Origin of the sequence: Herbaspirillum sp. C7C8, from assembly GCF_022627875.1 — a bacterium.
In the GTDB taxonomy this organism is placed as follows: Bacteria; Pseudomonadota; Gammaproteobacteria; order Burkholderiales; family Burkholderiaceae_D; genus Herbaspirillum.
In genome coordinates this window covers 1-14878 of sequence record NZ_JABXGG010000007.1, presented here as the reverse complement: position 1 = coordinate 14878, position 14878 = coordinate 1, and the positions used below count along the sequence as shown (strand labels likewise).

General features: G+C 55.3%; 19 protein-coding genes. 14 read left to right on the top strand and 5 right to left on the bottom strand.

The window, feature by feature from the left end; all coding sequences use genetic code 11:
• Positions 1–12: 12 nt before the first annotated feature.
• Genes HWE01_RS10305 through HWE01_RS10260 form a run of 10 tightly spaced genes read left to right on the top strand, consistent with a single transcriptional unit; the run spans position 13 to position 7694 of the window.
• The gene (locus HWE01_RS10305; protein ID WP_241821756.1) at positions 13–2508 is read left to right on the top strand and encodes a hypothetical protein; all 2496 of its coding nucleotides are present in this window, start codon (positions 13–15) and stop codon (positions 2506–2508) included.
• Positions 2508–2882, top strand: a complete 375-nt coding sequence (locus tag HWE01_RS10300; RefSeq protein ID WP_241821755.1) for a hypothetical protein — start codon at positions 2508–2510, stop codon at positions 2880–2882. Before HWE01_RS10305 ends, HWE01_RS10300 begins: the two co-directional genes overlap by 1 nt.
• Positions 2872–4515, top strand: a complete 1644-nt coding sequence (gene terL / locus HWE01_RS10295) for a phage terminase large subunit (protein WP_241821754.1) — start codon at positions 2872–2874, stop codon at positions 4513–4515. Before HWE01_RS10300 ends, terL begins: the two co-directional genes overlap by 11 nt.
• A 35-nt stretch (positions 4516–4550) precedes the next feature.
• Positions 4551–6077, top strand: a complete 1527-nt coding sequence (locus HWE01_RS10290) for a hypothetical protein (protein WP_241821753.1) — start codon at positions 4551–4553, stop codon at positions 6075–6077.
• A gap of 10 nt (positions 6078–6087) precedes the next feature.
• Positions 6088–6312 (top strand): hypothetical protein, encoded by a 225-nt coding sequence (locus tag HWE01_RS10285; protein ID WP_241821752.1) that lies wholly within the window; start codon positions 6088–6090, stop codon positions 6310–6312.
• A complete protein-coding gene (locus HWE01_RS10280; RefSeq protein WP_241821751.1) occupies positions 6309–6632 on the top strand; it encodes a hypothetical protein in 324 nt (107 codons plus the stop codon). The genes HWE01_RS10285 and HWE01_RS10280 overlap by 4 nt, the downstream gene beginning before the upstream one ends.
• On the top strand, positions 6629–6880 hold the full coding sequence (locus tag HWE01_RS10275; protein WP_241821750.1) for a DUF7940 domain-containing protein: 252 nt from the start codon (positions 6629–6631) through the stop codon (positions 6878–6880). The genes HWE01_RS10280 and HWE01_RS10275 overlap by 4 nt, the downstream gene beginning before the upstream one ends.
• Positions 6858–7259, top strand: coding sequence for a DUF5675 family protein (locus tag HWE01_RS10270; protein WP_241821749.1), 402 nt, complete (start codon positions 6858–6860; stop codon positions 7257–7259). Before HWE01_RS10275 ends, HWE01_RS10270 begins: the two co-directional genes overlap by 23 nt.
• Positions 7256–7528, top strand: a complete 273-nt coding sequence (locus tag HWE01_RS10265) for a hypothetical protein (RefSeq protein ID WP_241821748.1) — start codon at positions 7256–7258, stop codon at positions 7526–7528. The genes HWE01_RS10270 and HWE01_RS10265 overlap by 4 nt, the downstream gene beginning before the upstream one ends.
• On the top strand, positions 7509–7694 hold the full coding sequence (locus HWE01_RS10260) for a hypothetical protein (RefSeq protein WP_241821747.1): 186 nt from the start codon (positions 7509–7511) through the stop codon (positions 7692–7694). Before HWE01_RS10265 ends, HWE01_RS10260 begins: the two co-directional genes overlap by 20 nt.
• A 496-nt stretch (positions 7695–8190) precedes the next feature.
• Here the strand turns inward: HWE01_RS10260 and HWE01_RS10255 are convergent, their stop codons facing one another.
• Together HWE01_RS10255 and HWE01_RS10250 are read right to left on the bottom strand one after the other, a co-directional pair.
• A complete protein-coding gene (locus tag HWE01_RS10255) occupies positions 8191–8517 on the bottom strand; it encodes an STAS-like domain-containing protein (RefSeq protein WP_241821746.1) in 327 nt (108 codons plus the stop codon).
• The gene (locus HWE01_RS10250) at positions 8514–9470 is read right to left on the bottom strand and encodes a hypothetical protein (RefSeq protein WP_241821745.1); all 957 of its coding nucleotides are present in this window, start codon (positions 9468–9470) and stop codon (positions 8514–8516) included. The genes HWE01_RS10255 and HWE01_RS10250 overlap by 4 nt, the downstream gene beginning before the upstream one ends.
• A gap of 618 nt (positions 9471–10088) precedes the next feature.
• Between HWE01_RS10250 and HWE01_RS22970 the strand changes: the two genes are divergently transcribed.
• A complete protein-coding gene (locus tag HWE01_RS22970) occupies positions 10089–10325 on the top strand; it encodes a DUF4224 domain-containing protein (RefSeq protein WP_502798433.1) in 237 nt (78 codons plus the stop codon).
• Positions 10326–10345: 20 nt separating this feature from the next.
• Here HWE01_RS22970 and HWE01_RS22965 read toward each other — a convergent pair whose 3' ends face one another.
• The 3 genes from HWE01_RS22965 to HWE01_RS10240 are packed head-to-tail and all read right to left on the bottom strand — an operon-like array spanning position 10346 to position 11245.
• Positions 10346–10558, bottom strand: a complete 213-nt coding sequence (locus HWE01_RS22965; protein WP_502798432.1) for a DUF4224 domain-containing protein — start codon at positions 10556–10558, stop codon at positions 10346–10348.
• 7 nt (positions 10559–10565) lie between these two features.
• The gene (locus HWE01_RS10245) at positions 10566–10817 is read right to left on the bottom strand and encodes a hypothetical protein (RefSeq protein WP_241821744.1); all 252 of its coding nucleotides are present in this window, start codon (positions 10815–10817) and stop codon (positions 10566–10568) included.
• A 17-nt stretch (positions 10818–10834) separates the two neighbouring features.
• Positions 10835–11245, bottom strand: coding sequence for a hypothetical protein (locus HWE01_RS10240; RefSeq protein ID WP_241821743.1), 411 nt, complete (start codon positions 11243–11245; stop codon positions 10835–10837).
• 690 nt (positions 11246–11935) lie between these two features.
• On the opposite strand from HWE01_RS10240, the gene HWE01_RS10235 reads away from it, so the two are divergent.
• The 3 genes from HWE01_RS10235 (at position 11936) to HWE01_RS10225 (ending at position 14752) form a co-directional block, all read left to right on the top strand.
• Entirely contained in the window at positions 11936–12142 is a 207-nt protein-coding gene (locus HWE01_RS10235) for a helix-turn-helix transcriptional regulator (RefSeq protein WP_241821742.1), read from the top strand.
• Between the two features lie 580 nt (positions 12143–12722).
• Positions 12723–13814 (top strand): nucleoid-associated protein, encoded by a 1092-nt coding sequence (locus HWE01_RS10230; protein ID WP_241821741.1) that lies wholly within the window; start codon positions 12723–12725, stop codon positions 13812–13814.
• Positions 13815–13816: 2 nt separating this feature from the next.
• Positions 13817–14752 (top strand): hypothetical protein, encoded by a 936-nt coding sequence (locus tag HWE01_RS10225; protein ID WP_241821740.1) that lies wholly within the window; start codon positions 13817–13819, stop codon positions 14750–14752.
• The last annotated feature ends 126 nt before the right edge of the window (positions 14753–14878 follow it).

Below are 14878 nucleotides of genomic sequence, written 5' to 3'. Positions count from 1 at the left end.
TAAGAGGAAACCATGCACCCGAAATGCAGACAAGCAGTACAGCAGGCCGCCGGCCGCGCATTGACCGACAGCGAAATCCAGAAGATTGACGACGCGATGAGCGCCAACATGCGCCGGCTGGCGCGGCAGGACCCCAGCGGCTGGGCTGCCAAGTCAGCCGACCAGCGGGTGCTGGAGGCTGCCGCTGCCGGCATGCAGGACATCCAAGCCGCCGCTGCGCTCAAGGTGCAGCGCGCCCAGCTGCAGATCCTGCACACGGCCGCCATGGAGACGCGCGTGGGCGACCTGATGGCCACGTATGCCACCGGCCGCAGCCGTGCCCTGGTTCAGGAGCTCGACCAAACCAGCCTGTATATCGAAGGCATCAAGCGCGAGAACATGGCCCGGCTGGTTGATCTGATGGAAGCCGCGACCAGCAAGGACGGGGCCGGCATCGGGCGTCAGGGCCTCATGCTGCTGTTCGATGCCGAGAATCCCACCATGAGCCGTGACCTGGCCCGAGAAATCTTCGGCAATGCCGCTGGCACCACCGGCAACAAGCTGGCGCAGCAGGGCGCGCGGGCCTGGCTGGATGCTATTGAGAGCATGCGCCAGCGCTTCAACGCCGCCGGCGGTGATGTCGGCAAGCTGGATTATGGCTACCTGCCGCAGCCGCATGACCAAGGCCGCGTGCGCGGGAAGGGCGATACCGCCGCTCAGGCAGACTGGGTGCAGAAGACGATGCCGCTGCTCGATCGCCGCCAGTATGTTCTGGAGGACGGCAGTCTGATGAACGATGCTCAGGTCACCGCGCTGCTGTCTCGCGCGTGGGAAACGCTGGCCAGCGGCGGCATCAACAAGATTGAGCCGGGGAAATTCAAAGGGTCCGGCTCCCGCGCCAACTCGGGTGCAGAAAGTCGGCAGATCCACTTCCGCGACGCCGATGCCTATCTCACCTACCTGAGCCAGTACGGCGGCGGCAGCATGTACGATGCGATGCTCGGGCACGTGGGCGGAATGTCGCGCGATATCGGGCTGGTGGAGCGCTACGGCCCTAACCCTGAGCAGCAGATGCGCCTGCAGTTCGACATGGCCGAGAAGGCTGACAATGGCATCAAGCGCTCTTTCGGCCTGAAACCACAGAGCTATTGGGATGTGGTCAGCGGCAAGACCGGCATGGCTGAAAATGGCAACATCGCCCAGATCGGCCAGGACCTGCGCAACATCCAGACCTTCGGCAAGTTGCAGGGCGCCGTGCTCACCAGCATCACCGACCTGGGCACGCACTTCGTGACCACGGGCTTCAACAAGCTTTCCTATTGGGATGCGCTGAAGAACATCGCAGCGCAGGCCAGCAGCGAGACCCGCGACTTCCTGACCATGCACGGCATCATCGCGGAGACCATGGTTTCTGATCTGAATCGCTGGAGCGGCGACAACATCAAAAACAACTGGTCCGGTCGCATCGCCAACAGCACCATGAAGCTTTCGCTCATGAATGCCTGGACCGATACCCTGCGCCGCAGCTTCTCCATGACCATGATGAACGGCCTGGCCAAGCTGAGCAAAACTGACTGGGCCAAGCTATCCGAGTATGACCGCTGGCGCATGACCAGCAAGGGCATCACGGATGCCGACTGGGCGGTGATCCAGCAGGCCCAGCTCACCACGCACCGCGGCGCCGAGTTCCTGACGCCTGAGGCAATCCGCGCCAGCGGGTCGCCCGAGGCCGACCAGGTGGTGGCCAAGGTACTGGGCATGATCACGGACGAGTCGGAATTTGCAGTGCTCAACCCTGATCTGGCCACCCGCACGCTGTCCAGTGGCGGCGGGGAACAGCGTGGGACGATGCGCGGCGAGCTGGCCAGGTCGGTCATGCAGTTCAAGTCCTTCCCAATCGCCATGGTCTCGCGCCACTGGCGGCGCATGATGGAGACGCCCCAGGGCCTGGAGGGCGCCCCTGTTGCCGCCAACCGGGTGGCCTATGCCGGCGCGCTCTTTGCATCGCTCGGCGTGTTGGGCGCTATTGCTTACCAGACCAAGCAGATCGTCTCCGGGAAAGATCCTGCTGACATGACCACCGCCAAGTTTTGGGTCAAGGCCATTGCGCAGGGCGGCGTCCTCTCGATCATGGGCGATATCCTGCTGGCCGATTCCACCGAGGAGGCTGGTCAGTACGCCTCCAAGACCATCAGCGGCCTGGCCGGCCCGACCATTGGTGCAGCCGCAGACCTGAGCCTGAAAGTCATTAAGGGGAACATCGACAAGGCAGCGGCCGGCAAGGAGACGCACGCTGGTGCGGAGGCCCTGACGTTAGCCAGATATCACATGCCATACGTTAATCTCTGGTACGCAAAGGCTGCGCTGGATCATGCTGGGCTGCATGCCCTGCAAGAGAATCTGTCGCCAGGCTACCTGTCACGCATGCAGCAGCGCGCGCACAAGGACTGGGGTCAGGATTATTGGTGGAAGCCTGGTACCGGCGCGCCGGACCGTGCGCCTGACTTTTCGATGATCGGAGGACGATAATGCGGCAAGACCAATACCTGCGACTGCAGGAGCTCACCGAGAAACTGACCGATGCCTTCATTCAGGAGGCCGATCCCGACAAGTGGCCAGGCGCTGGCATGGAGGTGGCGGCCATGGATCAGCAGACGCGCGGGGATCGCTACTGGTGCAAAAAGAATGCGGCAGCCACCCTGACCGTGATGATGAAGACTGCAAATCTGCTTGGAGTGATCAAGCCGCCTTCAGTTGGGAATGATGTTGTCGACCCCGATGGAAAGGAAGATGCTAGTCTCGATGGCGACATAGCATCTGCCGAAAAGGAGGCGCAAAAGATGCTGGAGAAGATCCAGATCACTGTGAGAAAGACGTCTAGCAAGAAGGTACATGGACAATAAGCCAATCAGCTTCCTAGCCTTCTTCTTGCTGTGGGCCAAGGTGATGAAATGGAAGGTTCCGACGCTACACGTCCGGGTTTGCCACTGGCTGGAGTTCACGGACGACCCTGTGCGCGTGCTGCAGGTCTTCCGTGGCGCGGCCAAGTCGTCCATCTTCGCGGTATACAAGGCGTGGCAGCTGTACCGCGACCGCACTTGGGTATCGCTGATCTGGGCAGCCGATGGCAAGCTGGCCACGAAGCTGACGCGCGACACCATCAATGTACTGCGTCGGCACCCATTGTGTGGTGGCATGCTGCCGACCAAGCCTGGGGCCCAGATGTTCTGGGTGAAAGACTCGGAAGATGCCCGAAACGCTAGCATGACTGCGACGGGCGTAAATCAGAACGTGACCTCTGCCCGCGCCAAGAGCATCGACTATGACGACGTCGAGGTGCCCAAGAACATCAAGACGGCAGAGGCCCGCGAGAACCTGCGCGACAAGATCCAGGAAGCCACCTTCATTTTGGTGCCCGGCGGCCAGGAAACCTACATCGGCACGCCGCACACGCACAATTCCATCTATCCCGAGCTGATTGAGAACGGCGCGGCATCGCTGAAAATCCCCCTGTTTGAATCGGCCATCCGGTACGAGGATACCGGTTCACGCCTGCGCTACCGCTTCCCGTTCAAGCCCGGTGACGACGGTCTCTACGTGTTCGTCGGCATTCATAAGCATGCCCGCCTGCTGGTGCAGGACCAGGATTATTCGGTTGACGGGCAGGACATCATCTTCACCAAGCCGCCCGGCAAGCTGCTGGATATCTATGCGCATTGCGCCTGGCCGGAGCGTTTCACCCGGGACGACGTGGAGCGCCGCCGGAAGAAGACACGGACGATCAACTACTGGGACAGCCAATATATGCTGGAAGCCAAGCCGATCAATGAGAGCCGCCTTGATCCGGAGCTGATCAAGGCCTACGACGTGCAGCCGCGCTTGGAGCATGCGAACCGGGCGGTACGCATGATGCTGGGCAAGACGCACGTCGTCAGCGGAAGGGCTTACTGGGACCCGTCACTGGGCAAGAAGAAGAGCGATGCCTCGGCCTTCTCGGTGGTCTACGACGATAGCCTGGGCAATCACTATTGGCATGTTTGCCAGGAATTGACTGGTGACTTTGCTGTGTTCAACGATTCCCGCAATACCGTCATCGAGTCAGGCCAGGTGCTGCAGGCCTGCGACATCATCGCCAAGGCAAACATCCTGCATGTCTATGTGGAAACCAACGGCGTGGGCAGCTTCGCCGGAAAGCTGCTGCAGCGAGCCCTGAAGCAGCGAGGGCTTGCCGTGGGCGTGACCGAGATCCAAGAGGGCACCAACAAGAACGAGCGAATCCTTGGCGCACTGGAAGGCCCGATGAAGTCTGGCGTGCTCTGGGCGCATATCGATGTCCTCAACGGCCCGCTGTGGGACCAGATGAAGGATTGGAAGCCAGAGGTGAAGGAGCAGCCGGACGACTTCCTGGACAGCGGCGCGGGCGCAGTGGAGCAGGCCCCGGTGCGAATTAATAAATTAGTCGGGAAACCGACCCCGGATAGGCGTGAAGATTGGCGCCAATCCACGGGCGTCTATGAGGTGACGCTCGAACCCTGAGCGCCGGCAGCGGCGCGCCAGACCATGAGGCCGCCGTGACTGTCAGCATTCAAACTCCCTTCAACACCTACACCGCAGCGCCTGGCGCCACGCTGTTTGCCTATCAATTCAAGGTGCTGCGCGACAGCGATCTACTGGTCAGCGTGGACGGTGTGACCAAGACACTTGGCATTGATTATTCGATTTCGGGCATTGGCGACGATGATGGCGGTGATGTCGCCTTCACTTCCGCCATGGTCGGCGGTGAAAAGGTTCTCTTGCGCTCGAATATCGTATTCGAGCGCAGCACTGACTATCAGCAAAATGGGGAATTCCCTGCTGATGTCGTGAACAAGGATTTCGACCGGCCCTGGCTGGCGCTGCAGCAGATGGAGCAGTCCATCAAATCGTCCGTCAAACTGCCGTTCGATACTGCCGGTGATCAGACCCTGCAGCTATCAGCAGCACAGCGCGCCAATACGCTCATCGGCTTCGATGCAGCTGGCAACCTGACCACCAGCACCACCGATGCGCAGAATGTCATTGCTGCACAGGAAGCGGCGGCAGCTGCTGAAGCGGCCGCCGCATCGGTCGATCCGTCCAATATCGTGCACATCGCGGGCGCCGAGACCATCACCGGCGTGAAGACCTTCGGCCAATCGCCCCTGCTGCCGAATGCCTCGCTGGGCGACTCGTCCACCAAAGGGGCCAACACCAAATTCGTTGCCGATGCCTTGGCCGATGCTGTGCCGCGCGCGACGATCAAGGTGCGCCAGGCTGTGCAGTATGGGCCGATGACCGCGCCCGCATCCGGCCAGCCTGCGCAGCCCGATCTGATTCCGCAGAGCCAGATCGGCAATACGCTTGCCACTGGCGTGACGCTCAAGTGCGGTACTGCGGCCACGCTGTTCTCAGTGGCGAATGGCAACCGGTCGGACGGCTCGCCAGAAAACCTGAACTGGCTCGCCTCTGCCGATATCCCTGTGCCGAACCTCGCAGCAAGTTCCACAAATTACATCTGGGTGGATACCGTCGCACGCACGGCGGGCTTTGTCGCGGTGGCTGATGTCGACCAACCGGGCGGCGCCATTCCAGTGACGAACAACCAGCATACCTTCGATACCGTCGGCATGAAGATGTACCTGGGCAACGGCGCCACGGCGAGCCAGGTCAATCGCCTGATCGTAGCCGAGGTCGATACCAGCGGCAGCGCCGTCACCAGCATCCGCCTGCGCGCCTACAGCGGTGAAGACGTGCCATTGTTCGTGGCGCCACTTCCTGCTGGGTCAACCGTTCTGTTGCGATCGAACGCGGTCAGAAGCGCTGACGTTGACATCTTGCTGGAAGCACGATGCGAAACCGCTGACATCGGCTATTCGGTCGGGGACATCGTTACCAACATCGGCCAGGCGAACCAAGCCCCGATTTCATTCTGGCGCACGCGCTCAGCGCTCGGGTTCGCAGTTGGTACGGCCGGCGGCTTGAGCACCCAGAACAAGTCCACAGCCGGTTTTGTTGGCTTCACCCAGGCCAACTGGAGTTATCGCATCCGCGTCAAACGCCGCTGGGGCATTCAGAAATAAGGGGGATCGTATGTCTGGCTATTACATTGCTTTCGGAGCGCAAGAATTTCCGCCACGCGGTATGTACTACGAAGGCGACCACATGCACTGGAAGGACATGGCGGTGCCGCGCCGTCCGGAGGCTACTTACACCTGGTCGCCCAACCCGGACCGCCCGACCTATGACGACTGGCAGTTCGATGGCCACGATGCTGACGGCGGCTACTGGGTGGCACCGGCGGAAGGCAGCGAATGAGCGATACCAAAGTCATCGACACGAAGCTGGCACTGGCATGGCTGGCGCCGCTGGGCGTCACGATAGTGGGTGGCCTGGTTACCTTGGTCTGGATGGCATCCCAGCAGGCCAGCACCATCAATGCGCTACTGGAGACGCAGCGCGAGATGAAGGCCCAGATGGTGGCGCGCGATCAGCGTGATGAGGCGTTCAAGGCCGCCCAGCTCACCGCCGTATCCGAGGTCAGGCTCAACGATGCTCGGCAGGATATCCGTATCGAGAACCTGGAGAAGGCCGTGCGGATTCAGCCGCCGCAGAGCCTGGGAAAGTGGACCAAATGAAGATTCGACTGGTAGACGACAAGGGCGTGATTCATCGCCGGTGGAGCGTGCGCCTGGCCAAGATCGGCGCCGCTGTCATGGCGGGCTGGGCCGCACTCACCTCGGCCGGCCTGGGCAGCACGTTGCCTATCTGGGTGGCTCAGGCGGTGGCAGGTCTCATCCTGGTGTGCATCTGCGGCGCCGCCTACCTCAAGCAGCCGGAGCCGGCTGAGAAAGGACAGGACAATGAAACTCCTCCTGCAGCGTGAGCCCAGCACCAAGAAGAGCACGGCGGGCAAGCTCTTCATCGATGGCCAGTTCGAGTGCTACACCCTGGAAGACGTCGTGCGCGCACGGGGCGTGAAGGTCTACGGCCAGACGGCTATCCCGGCTGGCACCTATCAGGTGCTGCTCACGCAGTCGCCTCGGTTCAAGCGCGTGCTGCCGCTGCTGCTGAATGTGCCTGGCTTCGAAGGTATCCGCATCCATCCCGGCAACAAGGCCGAGGACACCGACGGCTGCATTCTGGTGGGCGATGCACCAGCGCCGGACTGGCTGGGCCAGAGCAAGGTAGCGTTCGACCGCCTATTCACCAAACTTCGCCTGACCACCGAGCCGATCACCATTGAAATCCGGGAGGTCCAATGATTGCGCTGCTGCTGAAGATCGGCCCATGGCTGGCCGGCCTGGTCGGTATCGTCGCCGGCCTGTTCATGCGCCAGCAGGCCAAGGCCACCAAAGCCGAGGCCGCGCAAGAAGTTGCGGAAACGAAGCAAGAGGTTGCCGACCGAAACGCTGCGGCCGCCCAGAAGGCGGCTCAGGCCACAGGAGAACGCGGAAATGTGGAAAACGAAATTGCTGCTATGCCTGCTGCTGATCGTGAGCAGCGGCTGCGAGATGACTGGACGCGTAACTAATCCGGTGGCTGGCGGCCCGGCCATCGTGGATAATGGCTGCAACTGGACCCGTCCCATCTTCATCGACAAGGCCGACAAGCTGAGCCAGGGCACTGTCGACCAGATCCTGGCTCACAACATGACCGGGCAGCGGCTGTGCGGCTGGCAGCCGAAGGCGTCTAAGTAGCAGGCAACTCCGTCATGAGAGGTCAAAATACGGAAAACTATTTGGGTACTTGGCAGCGTATTTGGTCTCCAAGCATTCTTCGATCTGTTGCGCTGCGAAAGAAATATCCATCAGAATGCGGCTGGACGCTGGCTGGGAGTGGAAGCTGGACTTTTCGAAGTTGTCTAAAGTTATACTCCTTCGAAGCTCTACGATAAGCGGATCTAGGGTCGTCTGATCGACCAATCTGATGCGTCTAAAAGTCCTTTCGAGCGTGGAGACTTTAGATATTAGCTCTACCGATTTAGAGTCATCGAAGCTTGTCGAGCAATGAAACGTCCTACTCTCTTGCTCTAATTTTTGTAATTGTTCATATGCCTTATCGAGCTGGGAACGAGTTTCTTTCCGACGTTCCCTAGCTTCGCTAAACAAATGAGTACAAGCCCAACCGATTATCGCAACGATCCACGGAATCGCATCCCAGAACGACTTGTCCATTACTTGTCTTGTGTGGCAATCAATTAGGAACAGGGAGCGCTTTGTCGATATAGTCCAGTATTTCAAGCTTCAAACTTGAGTTTGTTGCATGAATTTCCAACCTATTCTTCAGTTGCTCTTTTTCAAAACCTCTGCGAACTAGTCCACCAAATGCTTCTTCCAAAAAAGACGATCCATAACCTCGTGCGCCGTCCATCTCGATAATAATTTTGGACGTTTTTTCCCCACTGAGAGCTGGCTCTAGAAATTTCTGACGAAAGAGCTCACCGCTATACGGGCCATCTTTCTGGAACCTTCCCGCTGGATAACGGGAAAATTCCTGTGCGATTTTGATGGTTTTATTCATACATCCTCCTTGCGGGGCAAGGGAATTTTCCAAAATATTAAAGTTCCCAGAATGCTATCACGATAGTCTCGCTGGTGAGGACGGCCACCCCAGCTCGTTCCGTACCTTCCCTTATTGCTATAAACGACGGCTTCAGCATCAGGGAGGCCACGTATCACGTCCATAATTTGCCGGAGTCCTTTGCCTCGATGTTTCTTTCTGGTGCGCGACACACTATCTTTTACGGCAAATTTAATGATGTCTGAATCGTACTTAATACCTTTCCGCATAATTCTGTTCCACACGCTCTTCCTTTTTACAGGAAGTGTCCGAGGAATGCCGGCTCCTAGATCGCAAAACGCTACCGATAGATAACCGTCTTTCTGATGGGAAAACATCCACCAGGTCTTCTGGTGGCAAATTCCGAGCCCATCTTCACGCGGGAGGTCATATGCGTGGTTACTCACGTTTGTCATCGCCTCAGTGATCCCAGTATACAAGTTGTCCTGAAGATACTCAGCGATTTCGCCATCGTATTCTTTGAGAATGACCTCGTATTGGTCACCTTGCACGAGATTTCCCGTGGCAGCACGCCAGTTGATCACATCATGATCCTCCGGGATAACGTTCGCCTTAACCCCTAGCAGATCCAGAATTCCAATCTGCTTCAGAACTTGGGCCACTTTTCTGTTATTGGGCAGAACTAGCGAAATATCAACCTTGCCTTGGACGTGTTTGATAAGGCGTTTTAGTTCTGCCCAAAAGAGTAACATGCCATCGGCATACAGCTTTTCTGTATGCGAGAAATCAAGAGTTATATTCTCAGCAAGTTTTCCGACCTTGTGTCTTAATAGACTCATCGCTTTGAGAAACTCCGACCGCTCTGGTTCTATGCCGAGTGTAAAAGTCGAAGGAGCAGCCCAAATATCGTCCACTGCCTCATCACTAGATAGCTGTGCATCCTGGCCGTTCATTTTGGGCAGATAGCGTTTGCGGCGGGCTGGCCGACGCAGCCTCGAACGTCTATCAAGGTATATTTTCGTCTCGTAGGAAAGTGCTTTAATTTTAGCCCCCCGGCCAAAGTAATCTTTATCTAGTTCTTCTCCGTACTTTACAGCAGGATAATTTATCTCCCAACAATATGTCGCATATTGTCATAATTGCAATTTCATGTGTATTGATGCCACCTGCGCAGCGGGCCGTACCATGTATTGCTTGGGCTGAGGATGGCTGTGGCTGTGGCAAAATTAGAGGGCTTTGCAGATGCCAGGCCAGCGTATAAGTCGCTCCGAGCTATACGAGCTGCTCTGGTCCGAGCCAAGCGCTAAGCTAGCCGAACGATGGGCATCAGGCCGAAGCGGATCAATATGATCCGCTAAAGAATAAGGATTCAGAGGATGAGCGATGAGCTGATGACCCTAGATGACATTGCAGAGATGCACAAATGTGAGCGTCGACATGCGCGAGATGTCATCGTCAAGCTTCCAGGATTTCCTCCTGAAGCGCCTACAAGTCGGCCGAAGCATAGGCTGTGGGTTCGCGCCGAGGTGGTGCATTTTGTGACGCGCGGTCAGCCATTAGCGAATTGAGAAATGGGCAGCGACTACCTTTCCGCCCAAGAGTTATCGGCCCTCATCGGCTGCCGGCCGAACAGCCTTGCTTGCATGAGGCGGTGGCTCACGAAAAATGAATGGCCCTACGTAGAGAATATCCGTGGCTTTCCGCAGGTGTGGAGAAAATATCACGATGCTCGGATGTTTGGGGGGAGTCTGATTGCCAGCGAAACACATCGGACGGAGCCAGATTTCGCTGCGCTAAGCCGCTCCTGATGCGCGATTTTTCCGCCGAATTACTTTGCCTTCTCCAGATTCATGGTGAACTCCCTGGTTGGGCGGCTAGTTTGCTTTACGGAAAAAAGCTGGAGAATCGTTTCCCTGTGTACCAACGTCTTGCCGTCAGCCCGCACGCGAAACGGGATACCCATTTGATTTAGTGCTTTCTGTTGAGATCGAGGGCGCTGCTTTCCTGTTAGCTCCAAAAGCTCTTCCTCAGTGAGAAACATCGTGACTTTACTCCTTCGCTTCGCGCAGAAGCTCTCCCTCTGTCGGAGGGCTGAAACCGGGCTCTGTCATGCCATCAATATCGCTCTTCAAGTCGCTTTCGTCTACCTCGATTTCCGAAGAGTAGATAGGGCGGGCGCTTCGAAGAGTAGAGATAGCTTCAAGCGTTCCCCAGCGCCGCAGGCTGATATCTTGATTTGATAGATATTGATTTGATGCAGTGTCGTAGAGTTCGAACTGGTAGACCTTCACTTTCGTCATGACATTCCCGCCAATGGTCACTTTTTCAGAGCTTTGATGTAAGGCTCGCAGCCCCCCAGGTTGCCGTCGGCCTGGTAGCGCTGGATGATCTGCTTTGCATCCACTTCCAAGGTGATCTGGCAGTTGTAGTTCAGCGGAACGAACGTGCCACCCGTGGTGGTGCTGGAATAGGGCGTGAACCCGCTGCCCACACCAGCATAGCCATTCGTTGTGGTGGTTGTCGGCATGTATGCCATTTGCTGGCTTGACGATCCCCAACGGTATAGCTTGCGGCCGGCGATGGTTTGCTCGCTGTTCGGGTACCCGATCTTGTTGATGGCCACGTCAATGGGCTGCCCCAGCAAGCCCTTCAGCCCGTCATCAAGCTGACCCCATGTGGCGCACCCTGCGACGGCAGCAGTGATGATCACTAGCGAAATTTTTCGCATACACTTTCTCCCGTAATTTATCGTCGTCATCCGAAGATTGACATCGGCGTTTCGGGAGGTAAAGAAGATCATCGCTTCGGTGTTGCGCGCTATGACCAAAACCTGCCCAAACTAGGACTGAATCGGGCAAAATAGAGGCGAAAGTGCAGCCGGTCTAGGGGATGGCTTCCGCTGCAAGTCGTTGAATTGACTGCACTTTCTTTTCTGGTCTATTTGTTGCTGCCCAGTCTCATAATCCGTTGGTGCCGTGTTCGACTCACGGGGGGGCCACCAGTACCTGAAAGGCTTTCAGCGATATTTTCGCTGAAAGCCTTTTTCTTTTGCGTCGACCATTGCCAGAATATTGCCAGTTTTAGGGCGAATGGCATCGGATTTGGGTGGACGAATATGGACGTTGCCGGAGTGAATCAGGTATTGCTGCTTTTAATTTCGGAAATCGATAAACGCATTAAAGTAATAAATAAGCTTGTTTTATATGCGAATAAAGTCTATTTATTTTCTGCAACTAAAATCCGTCCGACATTCAAAAAAGTGCACCAAAAATAAGAGACATTTCTCATTTTCGGGTAAAAGGGAGCTAAATTTAGGTATCTAGCGCGAATTGTGGAGTGGTTATATAGTTTCTCTCATCATCTTTTCCCGCCCAGATGCGTACATTGAGAGGCGGGTAGTAACTCACTTTGAATCCGCATGGCTGCTCGCACACAACACGACGAAGACGCTCTCCTCCGGCTCCCGGCCGTTCTTAATCTCATCCCAGTTGGCCGTTCCACCTGGTACGCCGGCATTAATGATGGACGCTATCCTGAGCCTGTACGGCTTGGACGCCGTTGCGTAGCATGGCGCATGCGTGACATCCAGAAGGTCCTCAATCAAGGCGGCGCTGGATTAAATTGACTGTTGTAAATATTCTCCTTGAGAAATTGGCACAATGGAAAAATTGCTTGGGGGGAATTATTAGTGGCAACGAAAGTAGCAGCGAAAAAGGCAGTTGAGCAACTTGACCCGACAGTGGCGTTTCTGTCCACCCTGATGGGCTTGTACTTGGAGCCTGGCTATCCAGAGGTCGTGAAGGCATCCAGGCTAAATCTCGTGATGCAGCAGCGAAGTGGGAAGTGATGCGAAAAAAGATTGCCAAGATGAGGGCAGAATTCAAGCCTGATGCCGAGGAATGATGTGTTGATGCCCGCAACGAAATGGTCGCTTAGGCGGCCATTTTGCATTCCAAGCCTTGATTTTTGAAAAACGAGATATACTGTTTTTATATACAGTGGTAAGCACTTACTCATGGCACTATACAGAAAGTCAACCCTCGTCCAAACTGAACCCTGTGCTTATACGGTTAGCAACTTGAGATAGACTTGTAAGCTTAACCAGTTATCAAATTGGTCATTACAACTATCTAAAACCTAATAAGGCGGGGCGGGAGCGCAGCGGAGCATATTTGTCGGCGCGGGTCTCGGCGGGGAAAACTCACATGGCTATTGAGCTTAAGCACAGCGTCATTCACGGCTTCAACAAAGAAGCGGGGCAGCGAGAAGCGTTTCCCATAAAGAAAGAGCGGTTGTTGGATAACAATCTGCCAGCGGTTTTTTCTCTTGTAGAGGGGATGGTCAATCTCTTTGGAAAGCGCGAAAGTCGGCAAGTATGGGGCCGTTTCGCACATGACCATCGAGAAGGGCCATTTCCACTTCAGTTTTCAGGATATGCAGCAGGTGAGTCGGAAGCAGCTGAGTTCCTCACGCTTTCAGGCGTTGTGGTTGATGAGATTGCTCGTATGGCTAGCCTTCAACAAGCAGCAACCGGCGGCCACATTCTTTGCGCCCACTATGAGACTGAGGCAGAACAACCACGTTTCATTGTGGCCATGATTAAGGAACGCAGTGGCTTGCAATTGAATAATGATTTCGTACCTCAAAATGTCACCGAAATTGACATGTCCAAGCTTCATCAGGCTGCTCTGATTTGTGTGGACCAGTTCCTGGAGATTGAAGCGACAGGGCATCAGGACGAGCCCGAGGCTATCGATTATTTATCATTCGTTGCCAAAGCGACCGACGGCTTGTCTGAATACTTCAGAAGTGCGCTCGGTTGTGCTGTGGGAGTTTCATCTGGAGCTGCAACCAACAGACTCTATGCCGGCGTTGACAGCGTGTTCTCGGAAAGTGAAGCGCTTAGAGGTTATAGGCGAAGAGCGAAAGAGAGTCTTACTGAATATTTGCGACAACAGCTTCTCGCAAATGCTCAAGTAACGATGGAAGGTGTCCAGGGAGTGTTGGACCGTGTCGTTCCACATGACCTGGCGCAGCATGTGCAAGATATTGCACAGGTGTTGAATGGCGAACGATTCAAAGTGCCAGAGTCTTTTCATGTGAAAGAGAGTGTCGTAAAGAGCCACAGTAAGGTGACATTGGATAACGGACGAATTTCGCTGAAATTTGATAGGGCAATGCTCGGCCAGCAACAGCAGTCGGAGCTTTATTTCGATGAGAATGGTCGGAAGCTAACCATTCAGAATCTGGACGACGAGATGATGCAAAAATTACGCAATACACTGGCCGGCGATTGAAAATGTTCGCTGATGTCGTTGCACTCTACCGCGCTCTAAATCGCCCAGAATTGGGGGAGGGATATTCGTATGTCTACGATGGCAAGATATCCGCTGCGACACAAGAGTTAGTGGAGCGGTGCGAGCGGCTTGGGCCTGTGTTTGGCACTGTTGACGTACTTAATCGCGGCGACGGCACGTTCCGAATTGAAGTGCAACTGCCAACAAATGACCGGGGGCGCGTATTTCACAGTATCAGTGATTTTCTCGAGAATTCTCCGACGGTTTCTTTCGGAGTCCTCCCGCAAAATTATTACATTGCAGGGCTCAACTATTCTTCTGAAGACGGAGATAAGCCAGCGGAAATAATTCGGCTTGAAAAGGTTGTTCAGTTCATCAGGTTGCTGACTAAGCTCGCAGATGACAAAGTCGATGTAAGTAGCACCGTAAATAGACTTCTATTCATTCTTCCTACTGACGCCACTAAGGTGCGTAAGACCGCGCTTGCCGAGATAAAGGTCGAAGATAGTGCGCTGCAGTTTGAATTGAATCGTCTCAGCTTGCTTGAAGTGCTAGTAGCTGAGGACAGCGCTGACAAGCTGCATGTCCAAGAGCGTCAGTTGATAATGCGTAGTGCTATCGCTGATACGTTAGCGGAAGGGGATAGTTCCTCGAACGACTTGACCTACTTATGTGAAAAATGGCCTGAAATTCGCCGAAAGTATCAGACTAACTTTCAAGCGTACATTCAAAATTTTGCTTTCGACGATGTGCGTAAAAAGATTGTGGATTCTGAGCTCGAGTACGCATCCAAGCTGACGAATGCTTTTGGCGATATAGGTGGTAAGTTGCTTGCGTTACCTATCTCTGTTGCAGGAGTGGTAGCGTTGGATAAGCTCACAACCGATTCCGAATTTATTGCTGGCTGTCTCGGGCTGTTTCTAGAACTCATTTCATAAATAGGGTCTGTTAACTTTTTGTCGTGCGTGTTAACTTCTTCGTATGGCGCGAAGAGAAGAACTAACAGACGAACAATGGGCGATTCTGGAGCCGCTGATACCAGAAACACCTAGACGCGATGATGG

Bases quoted from the DNA above. Each gene is read 5' to 3' on its own strand.
- HWE01_RS10305 (WP_241821756.1), top strand. From the start codon at position 13: ATGCACCCGAAATGCAGACAAGCAGTACAGCAGGCCGCCGGCCGCGCA.
- HWE01_RS10300 (WP_241821755.1), top strand. From the start codon at position 2,508: ATGCGGCAAGACCAATACCTGCGACTGCAGGAGCTCACCGAGAAACTG.
- terL (WP_241821754.1), top strand. From the start codon at position 2,872: ATGGACAATAAGCCAATCAGCTTCCTAGCCTTCTTCTTGCTGTGGGCC.
- HWE01_RS10285 (WP_241821752.1), top strand. From the start codon at position 6,088: ATGTCTGGCTATTACATTGCTTTCGGAGCGCAAGAATTTCCGCCACGC.
- HWE01_RS10280 (WP_241821751.1), top strand. From the start codon at position 6,309: ATGAGCGATACCAAAGTCATCGACACGAAGCTGGCACTGGCATGGCTG.
- HWE01_RS10275 (WP_241821750.1), top strand. From the start codon at position 6,629: ATGAAGATTCGACTGGTAGACGACAAGGGCGTGATTCATCGCCGGTGG.
- HWE01_RS10270 (WP_241821749.1), top strand. From the start codon at position 6,858: ATGAAACTCCTCCTGCAGCGTGAGCCCAGCACCAAGAAGAGCACGGCG.
- HWE01_RS10265 (WP_241821748.1), top strand. From the start codon at position 7,256: ATGATTGCGCTGCTGCTGAAGATCGGCCCATGGCTGGCCGGCCTGGTC.
- HWE01_RS10260 (WP_241821747.1), top strand. From the start codon at position 7,509: ATGACTGGACGCGTAACTAATCCGGTGGCTGGCGGCCCGGCCATCGTG.
- HWE01_RS10255 (WP_241821746.1), bottom strand. From the start codon at position 8,517: ATGAATAAAACCATCAAAATCGCACAGGAATTTTCCCGTTATCCAGCG.
- HWE01_RS10250 (WP_241821745.1), bottom strand. From the start codon at position 9,470: ATGAACGGCCAGGATGCACAGCTATCTAGTGATGAGGCAGTGGACGAT.
- HWE01_RS22970 (WP_502798433.1), top strand. From the start codon at position 10,089: ATGGGCAGCGACTACCTTTCCGCCCAAGAGTTATCGGCCCTCATCGGC.
- HWE01_RS22965 (WP_502798432.1), bottom strand. From the start codon at position 10,558: ATGTTTCTCACTGAGGAAGAGCTTTTGGAGCTAACAGGAAAGCAGCGC.
- HWE01_RS10245 (WP_241821744.1), bottom strand. From the start codon at position 10,817: ATGACGAAAGTGAAGGTCTACCAGTTCGAACTCTACGACACTGCATCA.
- HWE01_RS10240 (WP_241821743.1), bottom strand. From the start codon at position 11,245: ATGCGAAAAATTTCGCTAGTGATCATCACTGCTGCCGTCGCAGGGTGC.
- HWE01_RS10235 (WP_241821742.1), top strand. From the start codon at position 11,936: ATGGCTGCTCGCACACAACACGACGAAGACGCTCTCCTCCGGCTCCCG.
- HWE01_RS10230 (WP_241821741.1), top strand. From the start codon at position 12,723: ATGGCTATTGAGCTTAAGCACAGCGTCATTCACGGCTTCAACAAAGAA.
- HWE01_RS10225 (WP_241821740.1), top strand. From the start codon at position 13,817: ATGTTCGCTGATGTCGTTGCACTCTACCGCGCTCTAAATCGCCCAGAA.